Genomic DNA, 14504 nt, shown 5'->3' on the forward strand with positions numbered 1-14504 from the left:
AGCCTCTAGATTCAAGCGGCAAGTACAAGCCCGCCGATGAGTGATCATCGGCGGGCTTTTTCATTCCTCTATGGAACAACTCAACCAACTGTGGGAGCAACTGTGTGGGAGCAAGGCTTGCCCGCGATGAAAACGCCGCGGTCTCTTGAGGACCGCAGCGCCTGGATCGCGAGCAAGCTTTGCTCCCACAAAGCCGGCTCCCACAAGGGGATCAGTGCTGGCTGGGATACTCCCGATGCATCTGCGCAAGCAACGCATCCTTGTCCTGCCACAACTGGTTGATCCAGCCCTGGAACTCCAGGCGATAGGCACCGTCCTGGTCGTAGCTTTTACCAATGAACTGCGGCGGGATCGTCAGCTCCTGGCAATGCACCACGACCTCGCCAACGTTGCCGCAGAGCAAATCCCAATACCCAGGACGTCCGCCCGGGTAATGGATGGTCACGTTAATGATCGACTCCAATTGTTCGCCCATGGCATCGAGCACAAACGCGATGCCACCGGCCTTGGGCTTGAGCAGGTAGCGAAACGGTGACTGCTGCTGGGCGTGCTTGCCTTCGGTAAAGCGCGTGCCTTCGACGAAGTTGAAGATGCCCACGGGGTTGTCGCGAAACTTCGCGCAGGTCTTGCGGGTGGTTTCCAGGTCCTTGCCTTTCTTTTCCGGATGCTTTTCCAGGTAAGCCTTGGAGTAGCGCTTCATGAAGGGGAAACCCAGGGCCCACCAGGCCAGGCCGATCACCGGCACCCAGATCAGCTCTTGCTTGAGGAAAAACTTCAACGGCCGGATGCGCCGGTTCAGCACGTACTGCAACACCATGATGTCGACCCAGCTCTGGTGGTTGCTGGTGATCAGGTACGAGTGCTGGTAATCCAGGCCCTCCAAGCCGCTGAAGTGCCAGCGGGTTTGCCGCACCAGGTTCATCCAGGCCTTGTTGTTGCTGATCCAGGCTTCATGGATGTGGCTCATCAGCCAGTCGGTGAAGCGCTGGGCGGCGGGGAAGGGCAGCAACAGCTTGAAGATCGCCACGATGAACAGCGGTGTGCAGCAGGCGATGGTGTTCAGGGCCAACAGCAGCGAAGCAATGACGCCGCGTAAGGGAGCAGGCAGGAAGTCCAGCATTTAAATATCCAAAGGTCGGTTGGCGGCTTGGATCGCAGTCAGGGCGATGGTGTACACGATGTCGTCGACCTGGGCGCCACGGGGCAAGTCATTCACCGGTTTGCGCAAGCCTTGCAGCATCGGCCCGAGGCTGACGCAATCGGCGCTGCGCTGCACGGCCTTGTGGGTGGTGTTGCCGGTGTTGAGGTCCGGGAAGATGAACACCGTCGCCCGGCCGGCCACTTGGCTGTTGGGCGCCAGTTGCCGGGCCACGGTTTCGTTGGCGGCGGCGTCGTATTGCAGCGGGCCGTCGATCAGCAAGCCGTGCTGGGCTTCGTGGGCCAGCAGGGTGGCTTCGCGGACTTTTTCCACTTCTTCGCCACTGGCCGACTCGCCGCTGGAATAGCTGAGCATCGCCACCCGTGGGGTGATGCCGAACGCGGCGGCCGAGTCGGCGCTTTGCAGGGCGATTTCCGCCAGCTCCGCAGCGCTGGGGTGCGGGTTCATCACGCAGTCGCCGTAGACCAGCACTTCTTCGGGAAACAGCATGAAAAACACTGAGGACACCAGCGAGCAGCCTGGCGCGGTCTTGATCAGTTGCAAGGCTGGGCGGATGGTGTTGGCGGTGGAGTGGATGACCCCGGAGACCAGTCCGTCCACTTCATCCAGGGCCAGCATCATGGTGCCGATGACCACGGTGTCTTCCAGTTGCTGCTCGGCCATCGGCGCGTTCAGGCTCTTGCTCTTGCGCAACCGCACCATCGGCTCCACGTAGCGCTCGCGGATCGAGTCCGGATCGAGAATCTCCAGCCCTGGCGGCAGTTCGATGCCTTGGGCGCGGGCCACCGCCTCGACGTCGGCCGGCTTGGCCAGCAACACGCAACGGGCAATGCCCCGGGCCTGGCAAATGGCGGCGGCCTGGACGGTCAGCGGTTCGCTGCCTTCGGGCAGGACGATGCGTTTGTTGGCGGCCTGGGCGCGCTGGATCAACTGATAGCGGAACACCGCCGGCGACAGGCGCATTTCCCGCGGCGTGCCGCAGCGCTGGTGCAACCATTTGGCGTCCAGGTGGCTGGCGACAAAATCGGTGATGATCTCCGCACGTTCGCGGTCATCGATGGGAATTTCCTTGTTCAGGCCGTTGAGCAGGTTGGCGGTGTCGTAGGAGCCGGTGCTCACCGACAACACCGGCAACCCTGCCTGCAAGGCGCCGCGGCACAGGTCCATGATGCGTGGGTCGGGCAGTGTGTCGCTGGTCAGCAACAGGCCGGCCAGTGGCACGCCGTTGATCGCCGCCAGGCTCACGGCAAGGATGATGTCGTCGCGATCGCCAGGCGTCACCACCAGCACGCCGGGCTTGAGCAGTTCCACGGTGTTGCGCATGGTGCGGGCGCAAATGATGATGTTGCTCATGCGCCGGGTTTCGTAGTCGCCGGCATTGAGCACCTGCGCGCCCATCAGGTCGGCCACGTCGCGGGTGCGCGGGGCATTGAGTTCGGGGCGAAACGGCAGGCACCCGAGCAGGCGGAAATCGCCGCTGCGCAACAGGGGCGAGTGCTCCTTGAGCCGTGCGGAAAACGCTTCCATGCTTTCGTCGGTGCGGACCTTGTTCAGGATCACCCCGAGGACTTTCGGGTCCTTCGGCCCGCCGAACAACTGCGCTTGCAACTCCACCCGCCCGGAAAGCTCGGTCAGCACTTCGTTTTCCGGTGCCGACACCAGGATGACCTCGGCGTCGAGGCTCTTGGCCAGGTGCAGGTTGACCCGGGCGGCATAGCTGGCGTTGCGGGTCGGGACCATGCCCTCGACGACCAGCACGTCCTTGCCAATGGCTGCTTGCTGGTAAAGGGTGATGATTTCTTCCAGCAGCTCATCGAGCTGGCCATCGCCGAGCATGCGCTCCACATGAGCCAGGCCCAGGGGTTGCGGAGGCTTGAGACCATGGGTGCGGGCCACCAGCTCGGTGGAGCGCTCCGGCCCGGTGTCGCCGGGATGCGGCTGGGCAATGGGTTTGAAAAAGCCGACTTTCAGCCCGGCCCGTTCAAGGGTACGCACCAGCCCGAGGCTGATGGAGGTCAGACCCACCCCAAAATCGGTGGGCGCGATAAAAAAAGTTTGCATGCGAATTCTCTAAGGGGAATGGCGCGACCTATGACTGGTCGTCTACCCACGATTCAGTCGCCAAGGTTATCGCTAACCGGGCCTTGAGCGCACCAGCCGCAATCAAAGGGCTGGCCTATTTTTCCAATACGTTGCGCAGGGTCCAGCACCCAGGCCCGAGACTGCCACGGCGGTTGGTGACGCAGATGCTGGGTGTGGCCACAGGACAGCTCGGCCACCCAGTGTCCGTCATCGTCCTGATGGAAACCGGTGACCGTCGGTCTGTTCGAGCTAGCCCGTTTGTCCGGGTTCCGTTCGCTTTCGGGCAAATCCTTGTTTAGACTTGTCCGTTCTTCATTCTTATGCAAAAGGTCTCGCCCCATGCTGATCGCCGCCAATAAGGCTGTCTCCATCGACTATACCCTGACCAACGACGCTGGTGAGGTCATCGACAGCTCTGCCGGCGGCGCTCCGCTGGTCTACCTGCAAGGCGCGGGTAATATCATTCCAGGCCTGGAGAAGGCCCTGGAAGGCAAAGCCGTCGGTGACGAACTGAAAGTGGCCGTTGAGCCGGAAGACGCCTATGGCGAATATTCCGCTGAACTGGTCAGCACCTTGAGCCGTAGCATGTTCGAAGGCGTGGATGAACTGGAAGTGGGCATGCAGTTCCATGCTTCGGCGCCCGATGGCCAGATGCAGATCGTCACCATCCGCGATCTGGAAGGCGACGACGTCACCGTTGACGGCAACCACCCGTTGGCCGGTCAGCGCTTGAACTTCCAAGTCAAGATCGTTGACATCCGTGACGCCAGCCAGGAAGAAATCGCCCATGGTCACGTCCATGGTGAAGGCGGCCATCACCATTGATTTCTGCGCTACGCTCAAGTTGACTGGAGAGGCGCCCTATGGCGCCTTTTTAGTCGCTGCTGTTAGCATCACCCATGGCTGTTTCGCAAAGATCCGCAAACCTGGAGTTCGTCATGAGTGCTTTCCACGACCTTAAATTGAAAGCCCTGGATGGTCAGGAGTTTCCTCTGGCGCCTTTCAAGGGGCAAGTCGTGCTGGTGGTCAACGTCGCCTCCAAATGTGGCCTTACGCCTCAGTACGCGGCGCTGGAAAATCTCTATCAGCAATACAAGGACAAGGGCTTCAGCGTGCTGGGCCTGCCCTGCAATCAGTTCGCCGGGCAAGAGCCGGGGACCGAGCAGGAAATCCAGGAGTTCTGCAGCCTCAACTATGGCGTGACGTTCCCGCTGTCCAGCAAGCTGGACGTGAATGGTCATGATCGTCATCAGTTGTACCGCCTGCTGGCGGGCGAGGGGGCCGAGTTTCCCGGGGACATCACCTGGAACTTCGAAAAATTCCTGTTGGGCAAGGACGGCCGGGTGCTGGCGCGTTTCTCACCGCGCACGGAGCCGGATGATCCTGCTGTGATCAAGGCGATCGAAAAAGCGCTGGCTTGATCCCAAAAATGTATGGCGGTCCCTTTGTGGCGAGGGAGCTTGCTCCCGCTGGGCTGCGAAGCGGCCCTGGCTTTTTTGCGGTCGCTGCGCAACCGAGCGGGAGCAAGCTCCCTCGCCACAGGGGATGTGCTTGAGGCTGTGATACTCAGCGCTCCCTTTTGAACCTTGATCATTCAAATCAATAGTGCTACCCAGCACTTCTCATGCTCCATATTATCGTCGTCATATCCGACCTGTGACTTCGTCCCGTGGAGTGCCCCATGCCTGTAAAAGCCCTGTTCAAACCCTTCCACCTCGGCGCGTTTGAGTTGCCGACCCGGGTGGTGATGGCGCCGATGACCCGTTCCTTTTCGCCGGGCGGCGTACCAAACACCAAGGTGATCGAGTACTACCGTCGTCGCGCGGCGGCCGGGGTCGGCCTGATCATCACCGAGGGCACGACGGTCGGGCACAAGGCCTCCAACGGCTACCCGAACGTGCCGCATTTCTACGGCGATGCAGCGTTGGCCGGCTGGAAACAGGTGGTCGATGCGGTGCATGCCGAAGGCGGCAAGATCGTTCCACAGTTGTGGCACGTGGGCAGTGTGCGCCGCATCGGCACCGAGCCGGACGCCAGCGTGCCGGGTTACGGTCCGACCGAAAAGCTCAAGGATGGCCAGGTGGTGGTCCACGGCATGACCCAGGCGGACATCGACGATGTCATCGTGGCCTTCGCCCAAGCGGCAAAGGACGCCCAGGGCATCGGCATGGACGGGGTGGAAATCCACGGTGCCCACGGCTACCTGGTGGACCAGTTCTTCTGGGAAGGCAGCAACCAGCGCACCGACGGCTACGGCGGCAGCCTGGCCAACCGCTCGCGCTTTGCGATCGAATTGATCCGTGCCGTGCGCGCGGCGGTGGGAGAGGGCTTCCCGATCATTTTCCGCTTCTCCCAATGGAAACAGCAGGATTACACCGCGCGCCTGGTGCAGACACCTGAAGCCTTGGGCGAATTCCTCAAGCCCTTGTCCGAAGCGGGCGTGGATATTTTCCACTGTTCGACGCGACGTTTCTGGGAGCCGGAATTCGAAGGCTCCGAGCTGAACCTGGCCGGCTGGACCCGCAAGCTCACCGGCAAGCCCACCATCACCGTCGGCAGCGTCGGCCTGGATGGCGAGTTCCTGCAGTTCATGGTCAATACCGACAAAGTCGCGCAACCGGCCAGCCTGGAAAAGCTGCTGGAGCGCTTGAACAACGATGAGTTCGACCTGGTGGCGGTGGGACGTGCGCTGCTGGTGGATCCGGACTGGGCGCAAAAAGTCCGTGAAGGGCGGGAGCAGGAGATCTTGCCGTTCAGTCGCGAGGCGTTGATGACCTTGGTTTAAGCGGCCCCTTGCAGGGCCTCATCGCGGGCAAGCCTTGCTCCCACAGAGTTGTCAGTCGTTCACGCATGATGTGTTCACGGGAAACTAATGTGGGAGCAAGGCTTGCCCGCGATGCTTTTCAGCGCTGCGACACGGCCTGGGGCAGCGACGATTCAACCTGACAAACCCCTCGCAACTGCGCTTCAAATTGCTCGATCACCGACGCCCATCCCTGGCGACTGGCATGCTGGCGCGCATTGAGTCGCACGCAACGCAAGGTCTCGCGCTCTTCCAGCAGCCAACGGGCGGCATCGCAGAACGCCTCTTCATCCCCCGGCATCGCCAGCACGCCGTTGTAGCCGTGGCGAATATGTTGCGCCGCGGCGGCCTGGTCGTAGGCCACCACCCCCAGCCCGGACGCCAGCGCCTCCAGCACCACATTGCCGAAGGTTTCGGTCAGGCTCGGAAAGACAAACACATCCCCGGACGCATAGTGGCTGGCCAGCGCCTCGCCGCGTTGCGAGCCGCAAAAGATCGCCTCGGGCAATGCCTGCTCCAACGCGGACCGCTGCGGGCCGTCGCCGACCACCACCAGTTTCATCCGGCGCCCCGGGAAAGCGCTGCACAGCGTGTCGAAACTGCGCTTGAGCAGCCCGAGGTTCTTCTCCGGTGCCAAGCGTCCGACATGGATCACGGCGATGTCGTCATCGCCCAGGCCCCACGCTTCGCGCAGGCTCGCCGAGCGCTTGATTGGATGGAACAGTTGGCTGTCGACGCCGCGGGACAACAACGCCACCCGCTCGAAATGGCGTCGCTCCAATTCCAGGCGTTGGCTGAGACTGGGCACCAGGGTCAGGCTGGAGCGGTTGTGAAACCAGCGCAGGTAATGGGTGAGCCCGCGACTCAACAGCCCGAGGCCGTACTGTTGGGTGTATTGCTGGAAATTGGTGTGGAAACCACTGACCACCGAGATGCCCAGGCGACGCGCCGCCCGCAGCGCCGACAAACCCAGCGGCCCTTCCGTGGCGATGTACAGCACGTCCGGACGATGGCGTTTCCAGCGCCGGAGCAGTTTGTGCATCGACGCCTGGCCCCATTGCAAGCCCGGATAACCCGGCAGCGGCCAGCCCCGGCACAGCAGCAGTTGGTCGTCACTGGCCTGGCGCGGGTCGTCGGCCTGGCGAGGTCGTATCAGCTCGACCTGATGCCCGCGGGCGCGCAAGCCGTCGTACAGGCGGCCCAAGGTATTGGCCACGCCGTTGATTTCCGGCGGGAAGGTTTCGGTGATCAGGGTAATGTGCAGGGGTGTGGTCATGACCCCAGTGTCGACCGGAGCCATTTCGCCATTGTGACGCCTGGATGATGGATTTGTGACCGGCTCAGCCTTGCCGGGCCAACGCGGTCTCGGCGCCTTGCTCGCGCACCCAGAACAACGTCGCCCCGGCCACCGCCGCCGGCATCATCAGGATGTTCACCACCGGGATCAGTAGCACCAGGTAGACGCTGCCGCCAAAGCCCAGGCTCTGCCAGCGTTTTTCCCGCAGCCAGGCGAGCATTTCGTTCCAGCCCAACTTATGGTTGTCTGCCGGGTAGTCGATGTACTGGATCGCCATCATCCACACGCCGAACAGCAGCCACAGTGGCGCCGCCACCAGATTGACCACGGGGATGAACGACAGCACGAACAGCCCCAGGGCGCGGGGCAGGAAATAACCCAGCTTGCGGGCTTCCCGGCTGAGGGTCCGGGGGATCATGGCGATCAACTCGGCCCAGCTGAAGGCCGGGAAATCGTCGGTGCCACGGATGACCACCTCGACCTTTTCCGCGAGAAAACCGTTGAACGGCGCCGCGATGATGTTGGCGAGCATGGTGAAGGTGAAGAACACCATCAGCACGACGAGCACCACGAACAATGGCCAGAGAACATAGCTGAGGAAACTCAACCATTCCGGCAGCGACGGCATCAGCGTATCGACCCACAGGCTGAACTGATGGCCGGCCAGGTAGATCAATCCGACGAACAGCACCAGGTTGATCGCCAGGGGCAAGAGGACGAACAGGCGCAGGCCCGGGCTCAAGACCAGCTTGAGGCCTTCTCGCAGATATTGCGGGCCGGACAGGACGGGGGCGGGCATAGGTGGCTCCGAGCGAAGATGAACGCGCCGACCTTACCGGCTTTGCCCCGCCCGGGAAAGCGGCGACATGGCGTGTAACAACGTTTCTTGAGGCGAAGGCGCCTATTAAAAGGACCGCCGGGGATAGAGCTCACCTATGAGCTGGATTGTTAAACCGTATTTCCTTAATCTTCGCTCCCTCGATACGCTGCACCCATTCTTTTCCAGGACTGTCGAACCCAAGCCTTCCCCAAGTGCATCAACGGTCCTTTTTTATTCGCGCCGCTCACCCGGCGTTCCGGCCCGCAAGGTCCGGTCAACAGGAGCAGGTCATGTCTGAAGTGCGTCATTCGCGAGTGATTATCCTTGGTTCCGGCCCTGCCGGTTACAGCGCTGCGGTCTATGCCGCCCGTGCCAACCTCAAGCCGCTGCTGATCACCGGCATGCAGGCTGGCGGTCAATTGACCACCACCACCGAAGTCGACAACTGGCCGGGCGACGTCCACGGCCTGACCGGCCCGGCCCTGATGGAGCGCATGAAGGAACACGCCGAGCGCTTCGAGACCGAGATCGTCTTCGATCACATCAATGCCGTGGATTTCGCCGCCAAGCCGTACACCTTGACCGGCGACAGCGCGACCTACACATGTGATGCCCTGATCATCGCCACCGGCGCCAGCGCTCGTTACCTGGGCCTGCCGTCGGAAGAAACGTTCATGGGCAAAGGTGTTTCGGCCTGCGCCACCTGCGACGGCTTCTTCTACCGCAACAAGCCAGTGGCTGTGGTCGGTGGCGGCAATACCGCCGTCGAGGAAGCCCTGTACCTGGCCAACATCGCCAGCACGGTCACCTTGATCCACCGTCGCGAAACCTTCCGCGCCGAGAAGATCCTGATCGACAAGCTCAACGCCCGCGTTGCCGAAGGCAAGATCATCCTCAAGCTCAACGCGACCCTGGACGAAGTGCTGGGCGACAACATGGGCGTGACCGGTGCCCGCCTGAAGAATAATGACGGCAGCTTTGACGAGATCACAGTGGACGGCGTCTTCATCGCCATCGGCCACACCCCGAACACCTCGTTGTTCGAAGGTCAGCTGGAACTCAAGGACGGCTACCTGGTAGTCAAGGGCGGCCGCGATGGCAACGCCACCGCCACCAGCGTCGAAGGTATCTTCGCGGCCGGCGACGTGGCCGACCACGTCTACCGCCAGGCGATCACCTCGGCCGGTGCCGGTTGCATGGCAGCCCTGGACACCGAGCGTTACCTGGATGGCCTGCAGAACGCTTCGTTCTGATTCATCGGGTACAAAAAAACCGGCTTCGGCCGGTTTTTTTGTGCCTGGATATCTGCCGGTGGACCCTGTGGGAGCGGGCTTGCTCGCGAAGGCGGTGTTCCAGTCGACATCGATGCTAACTGACACACCGCCTTCGCGAGCAAGCCCGCTCCCACAAGTCCTCTGTTTGGTCAGAAGATCGATTGTCAGGCCAGCTTCGCCAGGCACGCCTCCAAAATATCCAAACCCTCTTCCAGCACCGCCGGTTCGGTCGTCAACGGCGCCAGCAGCCGGATGATGTGCCGTGATTTGCCGCTGGGCATCAGCAGCAGGCCCGCTTCCCGTGCCAAGGCCAGCAGTTGCGTCAGTTGTGCCGAGGCCGGAGTGCCATCGGCGTGGCTCAGTTCGATGCCGCGCATCGCGCCGACACCGGTCAGGCGGCCCAGGTAAGGGCTCAGCCCGCGACGGCGCCAGGATTCGTAGCGGCTGACGATCGCCTCTTCCTGTTGTGCACCCCAGGCGTTCAGGTTGGCGTCGGTCATTTCGTCCAGGGTCGCCAGTGCGGCGGCGCAGGCAATGGGGTTGCCCGAGTAGGTGCCGCCCAAGCCGCCCTTGGGCAGGTTGTCCAGCAGCGCCTTGCGTCCCACCACTGCTCCCAGGGGCACGCCACCGGCAATGCTTTTGCCCAGCAGCACCAGGTCTGGCTCGATGCCCAACCGGGGGAAGGCAAAGCGCTGGCCGGTGCGGCCGAAGCCGGACTGGATTTCATCGACGATCAGCACAATGCCCTTGTCGTCGCAGAACTGCCGCAGGGCCTGGGCGAAAGGCACATCCATCGCCAGGAAACCGGCTTCGCCCTGCACCGGCTCGACAATGAAGCAGGCCACGTCATTCACGTCGATCTCGACGCTGAACAGCCGCTCCATGGCCTTCAAAGCCTCATCGCAGGTAATGCCGTTGTCCTGGCTGGGGTACGGCAGGTGATACACCGGCCCGGGCAGTACGCCAACTTTCTGTTTGGAGGGCGCGACCTTGCCGTTGAGGTTGAGGGTCGCCAGGGTGCGGCCGTGAAAGGCGCCGTCAAACGCGATCACGGCGGTGCGGCCCGTGGCGCCGCGCACGATCTTCAAGGCATTCTCCGCCGCTTCGGCGCCGCTGTTGGTGAGCATGCCGCTGACGGGGTAGCCCAGCGGGATGAACGCCGCCAGGCGTTCCATCAACTCAATGTAGGGCGCGTGAGGCGCGGCGTTGAAGGCGTAGTGAGTCAGCCGGGTGGCCTGTTCGCGGATCGCCTCGACGATGCGCGGATGGCAATGGCCCAGGTTCAATACACCGATGCCGCCGACGAAATCGATGTAGCGTCTGCCGTCGGTGTCCCAGACCTCGGCATTCTTGCCGTGGCTGAGGCTGACGGGATGCACGATAGAGATCGATTGGCTGATGGTTTCGCTGCTCATGGAGGACGGCCCGGACGAAGGAGAAATTTCCGTTATCTAAGCCGCGAGCAGAGGGGCCCGGCAAACGAAATAAAGTTGCCGGGTCAATCTTAAAAGTCGGGATGTGGTGAGGCGCCGCTTACTTGAGATGTGCAGCCCGTGGCGAGGGAGCTTGCTCCCGCTGGGGCGCGAAGCGGCCCCGAAACCTGGCAACTCGGAGTGTCAGGCAAATTGAGTTTGATTGTTTGGGGCTGCTGCGCAGCCCAGCGGGAGCAAGCTCCCTCGCCACAAAAGCGGACCTGGCTACAGAGCGGGGCTCGGATCAACGCCGCTGCAGCGGCTGCGCCTCAAACGTCACGCCCGCCAGGCCATGGGCCATCAACGCGCGGATATTACCGTGATCGCTGCCTTCGGGCGTGGACAGCACCGAGCGGTAATGTTCGCCAAACGCCAGCAGCGCTTCTTCATCGCTCAAGCCTTCGAGCAGCGCCAGGCCCAGGGTCTTGCACGAACCTTCGTTCTGCCCGGCGGCGTTTTGCACGCCGCCGTTGTTGAAAGCCTGGGGCTGGTAGTCGTAACCGGCGGCGATGAAGGCCAGGGTGTCGGCGAAGGCATGTTCGCCACTCTTGAGGTGGGCACGCAGGGTCGCAAGATCAAGCATCGGGTTTTCCTTTGGCGAACGCCGCCTGTTGTTCGGCGCTGGCTTCTTTCTGGTAGAGAGCTTTCCACTCGGCGTACGGCATGCCGTAGACCGCTTCGCGGGCGTCGTCGAGGCTGACCTCGACCTGGCGCTCATCGGCGGCGGCCTTGTACCACTTGGACAGGCAGTTGCGGCAGAAGCCGGCGAGGTTCATCAGGTCGATGTTCTGCACATCCTTGCGGCTGTCCAGGTGGGCAACCAGCCGACGGAAAGCGGCGGCTTCGAGTTCGAGGCGTTGTTGAGGGGACATAGGATTCACTGCGAATGGAGGAAAAGGACAGCTTCAAGCTTCAAGCTGCAAGTCAAAAGCCGGATCGCCTTTACTTGCGGCTTGTGGCTAACGGCTTGCAGCTAACGTGATCGATACGGACTCGGCGAAGCGCAAGGCGTGCGGCTTGTCCACTTCGACTTCGGCGTACAGCACCGACTCATTGGCCATGACCAGGTCGAGCAGTTCCTGGGTCAGGCGTTCGAGCAGGGCGAAGCGGTTGCCTTCCACGTGGGCAATGATCGCCTTGGTGATGGTGCGGTAGTTCAGCGCGTGGTCGATGTCGTTGTCGCGCACCGCTTCTTGGGCAGCGTAGAGGATGGTCAGGTTGATCAACACATCCTGCTTGTTGAGGATTTCATCCTCGTTGATGCCGATGAAGGTGCGCAGGCGCAGGTCCTTGACCTTGATACGTGCCATGGCTGGCTGAAGTTGTGGCATTTACTTGCTCCGTCGAATCAATTGCAGGAACTCCTGGCGCGTGGTGCTGGAATCGCGAAAGGCGCCGAGCATCACCGAGGTGTTCATGGTCGAGTTCTGTTTTTCGACACCGCGCATCATCATGCACATGTGCTGGGCCTCGATCACCACCGCCACGCCGGCGGCCTGGGTGACCTGCTGCACCGCGTCGGCGATTTGCCGGGTCAGGTTCTCCTGGATTTGCAGGCGGCGGGCGAACATGTCCACCAACCGGGCGATCTTTGACAGCCCCAAGACCTTGCCGGTAGGAATATAAGCCACATGGGCCTTGCCGATGAAGGGCAACAGGTGATGTTCGCAGAGTGAATAGAGTTCGATGTCGGCGACGATCACCATTTCATCGCTGTCAGAGGCGAACAGCGCGCCGTTGACGATTTGCTCGACGCTTTGTTCATAGCCATGGCAAAGGTACTGCATGGCCTTGGCGGCACGCACCGGGGTATCGAGCAAACCCTCGCGCTCGGGGTTCTCCCCCAGGCCGATGAGGATCTCGCGGTAGTGCTGGGGCAGGGATAGCGTCATGGTGCATCCTCGAAACAAGGCTATTTGACGTGCCGCCCGCCGTTGACGGTCAGGGTCGTGCCGGTGACATAGGGGTTGTCCAGCAGATAACGCAGGCTCTGGTAGATCACTTCGCTGCCAGGTTCGATACCCAGCGCGGACTTGGCCAGGGCCTTGGCGCGGTAAGCCGCGTCGTCTTCGGGGTTGAACAGTAGCAGGGCCGGGGCGATGCCGTTGACCTTGATCGCGGGGGCGAACTTCGCCGCGAACGACAGGGTCAGGCTTTCCAGGCCGGCCTTGGTGGCGCAATAGGCGATATGCCGGGCGCTGCCCTTGCGGGTCACATCATCGCTGATGTGCACGATATCCGCGGGCGTTGAACGCAGCAGCAGTTCGGCGCCATGCAGGTTGATCAGGTAAGGCGCGAGCATGTGCACGCCGAACATGGCGCTGAAGGCCGTCGCTTCGTTGCCAGGCGCCTCGGTCATCCAGGCCGAGGCGTTGTGCACGATGGCCCGCAGTTGGTCGGTGTGCTGCTTGAGTTGTTCGATAAAGGCAAGAATCCCCGTTTCGCTGGCGAAGTCGGCGAACAGCACGATCGCACCCAAGTCCCGCAACGTCTGCACGCCCGGGCGCTCGGTGCGATAGGTCGCGATCACCGGGTGCCCGTCCTCCAGCAAGCGTCGGGCGCAGTGCAGGCCGACGCGCTGGGCTGCACCAGTGATCAGGATAGGAGCGGTGGCGCTGGACATGGGACGGCTCGGTTCACGGCAAGAGCAAAACTATAACAGCGACGGGCAGTGTGTACCTATTGATGGCTAATCCCGCGGATACATCGCCGTATTCCGCTGTGGGAGCGAGCCTGCTCGCGATGTGCTGGGTCAGCCAACACAAATATCGCCTGACACACCGCTATCGCGAGCAGGCTCGCTCCCACAGAGACCGCTGCCAAGGCTGGCAGCATCATCGATTCTGTGTGAAAGGCTTGGTCGGCAATGCCCGCTGCGGCGCGCCGTTGAGCCAGTTCGCCAGCAAATGGGTCGACATCGGAATAAACAGGTAAACCATCAGCGGTGTCAGGATGAGTGTGCTGATCAGCACGCGGTTCAGCAGTCCCAGTTCGCCCAGCAGCGGCCCCAACAGGAAGTTGAACAACAGCGATACGGGAAAGAACGCGAGCCAGATGGCCACGGCCTGTTTCCAGCGAGGCGGACGCTGGCCGACCGCGCCGAACCAGCCATCGATGCCACGCACACGGTGTTCGGATGGATGGGCGAACAGATCACTGCCCCGTCCCAGCCAGGCCGTGCGTGAGGCGGAGTGTTCCCAGGCATGCAGGGTCTGTTCGTCTGCAAACCGAAAGATGATCTGGAATTCATCGTCCTGGGGCGGTGGCGCGAGCACGCCGGAACCCAGGTAGCCGGGAAAGTCGGTGGCCAGTTGTTCGCCTTCGCGCAACCAGGCAATCAGATCTTCATAGCGCCCGTTGGCGACGCGGCGGGCCACCATCAGGGTGACGGGTGAGGTAGACATTATGTATCTCCGTAAGACAGGCGCAGTACTCCGGGTAGGAGATTCGCGGGAGACGCCCCGGGATGGTGGGTAGCGTCTGGTCGCCATAAAACACGCAAGGATTATTCCAAATTGCGCACAAAACAACAAAATCGCACATAAAATGCGTTTTGTTCTTGTCATCGACCGTCTCGGGAGGAGTAGACTGGGATCC

General features: G+C 61.9%; 16 protein-coding genes. 4 read left to right on the forward strand and 12 right to left on the reverse strand.

What is annotated here, in order from left to right; all coding sequences use genetic code 11:
- Positions 1-211 precede the first annotated feature (211 nt).
- The 3 genes from J3P88_RS05455 to J3P88_RS05465 are packed head-to-tail and all read right to left on the reverse strand — an operon-like array spanning position 212 to position 3612.
- Positions 212-1120, reverse strand: coding sequence for an acyltransferase (locus J3P88_RS05455; RefSeq protein ID WP_434574371.1), 909 nt, complete (start codon positions 1118-1120; stop codon positions 212-214).
- The gene (pta, locus tag J3P88_RS05460; protein ID WP_053125134.1) at positions 1121-3220 is read right to left on the reverse strand and encodes a phosphate acetyltransferase; all 2100 of its coding nucleotides are present in this window, start codon (positions 3218-3220) and stop codon (positions 1121-1123) included.
- A 53-nt stretch (positions 3221-3273) separates the two neighbouring features.
- Entirely contained in the window at positions 3274-3612 is a 339-nt protein-coding gene (locus tag J3P88_RS05465) for a DUF3565 domain-containing protein (RefSeq protein ID WP_186705040.1), read from the reverse strand.
- Here J3P88_RS05465 and J3P88_RS05470 point away from each other — a divergent pair.
- The 3 genes from J3P88_RS05470 to J3P88_RS05480 all read left to right on the forward strand — a co-directional run bounded on the left by J3P88_RS05470 (position 3581) and on the right by J3P88_RS05480 (position 6026).
- The gene (locus J3P88_RS05470; RefSeq protein WP_018612607.1) at positions 3581-4066 is read left to right on the forward strand and encodes an FKBP-type peptidyl-prolyl cis-trans isomerase; all 486 of its coding nucleotides are present in this window, start codon (positions 3581-3583) and stop codon (positions 4064-4066) included. The two genes, J3P88_RS05465 and J3P88_RS05470, sit on opposite strands and share 32 nt — an antisense overlap.
- A gap of 113 nt (positions 4067-4179) precedes the next feature.
- Complete coding sequence (locus J3P88_RS05475) at positions 4180-4662, forward strand: glutathione peroxidase (protein ID WP_434574372.1); 483 nt, start codon at positions 4180-4182, stop codon at positions 4660-4662.
- 260 nt (positions 4663-4922) lie between these two features.
- Positions 4923-6026: an NADH:flavin oxidoreductase gene (locus J3P88_RS05480; RefSeq protein ID WP_434574373.1), complete on the forward strand. Its 1104-nt coding sequence runs from the start codon at positions 4923-4925 to the stop codon at positions 6024-6026.
- A gap of 118 nt (positions 6027-6144) precedes the next feature.
- Here J3P88_RS05480 and J3P88_RS05485 read toward each other — a convergent pair whose 3' ends face one another.
- Both J3P88_RS05485 and cysZ read right to left on the reverse strand, forming a co-directional pair.
- The gene (locus J3P88_RS05485) at positions 6145-7344 is read right to left on the reverse strand and encodes a glycosyltransferase family 4 protein (protein WP_434574374.1); all 1200 of its coding nucleotides are present in this window, start codon (positions 7342-7344) and stop codon (positions 6145-6147) included.
- A gap of 40 nt (positions 7345-7384) precedes the next feature.
- Entirely contained in the window at positions 7385-8140 is a 756-nt protein-coding gene (gene cysZ / locus J3P88_RS05490; protein ID WP_186729782.1) for a sulfate transporter CysZ, read from the reverse strand.
- 311 nt (positions 8141-8451) lie between these two features.
- Here cysZ and trxB point away from each other — a divergent pair, with 311 nt between their 5' ends.
- Positions 8452-9414 (forward strand): thioredoxin-disulfide reductase, encoded by a 963-nt coding sequence (gene trxB / locus J3P88_RS05495; protein WP_186705044.1) that lies wholly within the window; start codon positions 8452-8454, stop codon positions 9412-9414.
- 185 nt (positions 9415-9599) lie between these two features.
- On the opposite strand, the gene J3P88_RS05500 is transcribed toward trxB, so the two are convergent.
- The 7 genes from J3P88_RS05500 to J3P88_RS05530 all read right to left on the reverse strand — a co-directional run bounded on the left by J3P88_RS05500 (position 9600) and on the right by J3P88_RS05530 (position 14311).
- Entirely contained in the window at positions 9600-10850 is a 1251-nt protein-coding gene (locus J3P88_RS05500; protein WP_434574375.1) for a 2-aminoadipate transaminase, read from the reverse strand.
- A 301-nt stretch (positions 10851-11151) separates the two neighbouring features.
- Positions 11152-11490: a HopJ type III effector protein gene (locus J3P88_RS05505; RefSeq protein ID WP_434574376.1), complete on the reverse strand. Its 339-nt coding sequence runs from the start codon at positions 11488-11490 to the stop codon at positions 11152-11154.
- Entirely contained in the window at positions 11483-11779 is a 297-nt protein-coding gene (locus J3P88_RS05510; protein WP_434574377.1) for a DUF1244 domain-containing protein, read from the reverse strand. The genes J3P88_RS05505 and J3P88_RS05510 overlap by 8 nt, the downstream gene beginning before the upstream one ends.
- Positions 11780-11866: 87 nt before the next feature.
- Positions 11867-12238, reverse strand: a complete 372-nt coding sequence (gene folX, locus J3P88_RS05515) for a dihydroneopterin triphosphate 2'-epimerase (protein WP_003178065.1) — start codon at positions 12236-12238, stop codon at positions 11867-11869.
- Positions 12239-12799: a GTP cyclohydrolase I FolE gene (gene folE / locus J3P88_RS05520; RefSeq protein ID WP_186705049.1), complete on the reverse strand. Its 561-nt coding sequence runs from the start codon at positions 12797-12799 to the stop codon at positions 12239-12241. It lies immediately after the preceding gene.
- A gap of 20 nt (positions 12800-12819) precedes the next feature.
- The gene (folM, locus tag J3P88_RS05525; protein WP_434574378.1) at positions 12820-13530 is read right to left on the reverse strand and encodes a dihydromonapterin reductase; all 711 of its coding nucleotides are present in this window, start codon (positions 13528-13530) and stop codon (positions 12820-12822) included.
- A 211-nt stretch (positions 13531-13741) separates the two neighbouring features.
- Positions 13742-14311 (reverse strand): antibiotic biosynthesis monooxygenase, encoded by a 570-nt coding sequence (locus J3P88_RS05530; RefSeq protein WP_434574379.1) that lies wholly within the window; start codon positions 14309-14311, stop codon positions 13742-13744.
- Between the last annotated feature and the right edge of the window lie 193 nt (positions 14312-14504).

The sequence above is a fragment of the Pseudomonas sp. Z3-6 genome (assembly GCF_051131985.1).
GTDB lineage: Bacteria > Pseudomonadota > Gammaproteobacteria > Pseudomonadales > Pseudomonadaceae > Aquipseudomonas > Aquipseudomonas zanjanensis.

Bases quoted from the DNA above. Each gene is read 5' to 3' on its own strand.
- J3P88_RS05455 (WP_434574371.1), bottom strand. From the start codon at position 1,120: ATGCTGGACTTCCTGCCTGCTCCCTTACGCGGCGTCATTGCTTCGCTG.
- pta (WP_053125134.1), bottom strand. From the start codon at position 3,220: ATGCAAACTTTTTTTATCGCGCCCACCGATTTTGGGGTGGGTCTGACC.
- J3P88_RS05470 (WP_018612607.1), top strand. From the start codon at position 3,581: ATGCTGATCGCCGCCAATAAGGCTGTCTCCATCGACTATACCCTGACC.
- J3P88_RS05465 (WP_186705040.1), bottom strand. From the start codon at position 3,612: ATGGAGACAGCCTTATTGGCGGCGATCAGCATGGGGCGAGACCTTTTG.
- J3P88_RS05475 (WP_434574372.1), top strand. From the start codon at position 4,180: ATGAGTGCTTTCCACGACCTTAAATTGAAAGCCCTGGATGGTCAGGAG.
- J3P88_RS05480 (WP_434574373.1), top strand. From the start codon at position 4,923: ATGCCTGTAAAAGCCCTGTTCAAACCCTTCCACCTCGGCGCGTTTGAG.
- J3P88_RS05485 (WP_434574374.1), bottom strand. From the start codon at position 7,344: ATGGCTCCGGTCGACACTGGGGTCATGACCACACCCCTGCACATTACC.
- cysZ (WP_186729782.1), bottom strand. From the start codon at position 8,140: ATGCCCGCCCCCGTCCTGTCCGGCCCGCAATATCTGCGAGAAGGCCTC.
- trxB (WP_186705044.1), top strand. From the start codon at position 8,452: ATGTCTGAAGTGCGTCATTCGCGAGTGATTATCCTTGGTTCCGGCCCT.
- J3P88_RS05500 (WP_434574375.1), bottom strand. From the start codon at position 10,850: ATGAGCAGCGAAACCATCAGCCAATCGATCTCTATCGTGCATCCCGTC.
- J3P88_RS05505 (WP_434574376.1), bottom strand. From the start codon at position 11,490: ATGCTTGATCTTGCGACCCTGCGTGCCCACCTCAAGAGTGGCGAACAT.
- J3P88_RS05510 (WP_434574377.1), bottom strand. From the start codon at position 11,779: ATGTCCCCTCAACAACGCCTCGAACTCGAAGCCGCCGCTTTCCGTCGG.
- folX (WP_003178065.1), bottom strand. From the start codon at position 12,238: ATGCCACAACTTCAGCCAGCCATGGCACGTATCAAGGTCAAGGACCTG.
- folE (WP_186705049.1), bottom strand. From the start codon at position 12,799: ATGACGCTATCCCTGCCCCAGCACTACCGCGAGATCCTCATCGGCCTG.
- folM (WP_434574378.1), bottom strand. From the start codon at position 13,530: ATGTCCAGCGCCACCGCTCCTATCCTGATCACTGGTGCAGCCCAGCGC.
- J3P88_RS05530 (WP_434574379.1), bottom strand. From the start codon at position 14,311: ATGTCTACCTCACCCGTCACCCTGATGGTGGCCCGCCGCGTCGCCAAC.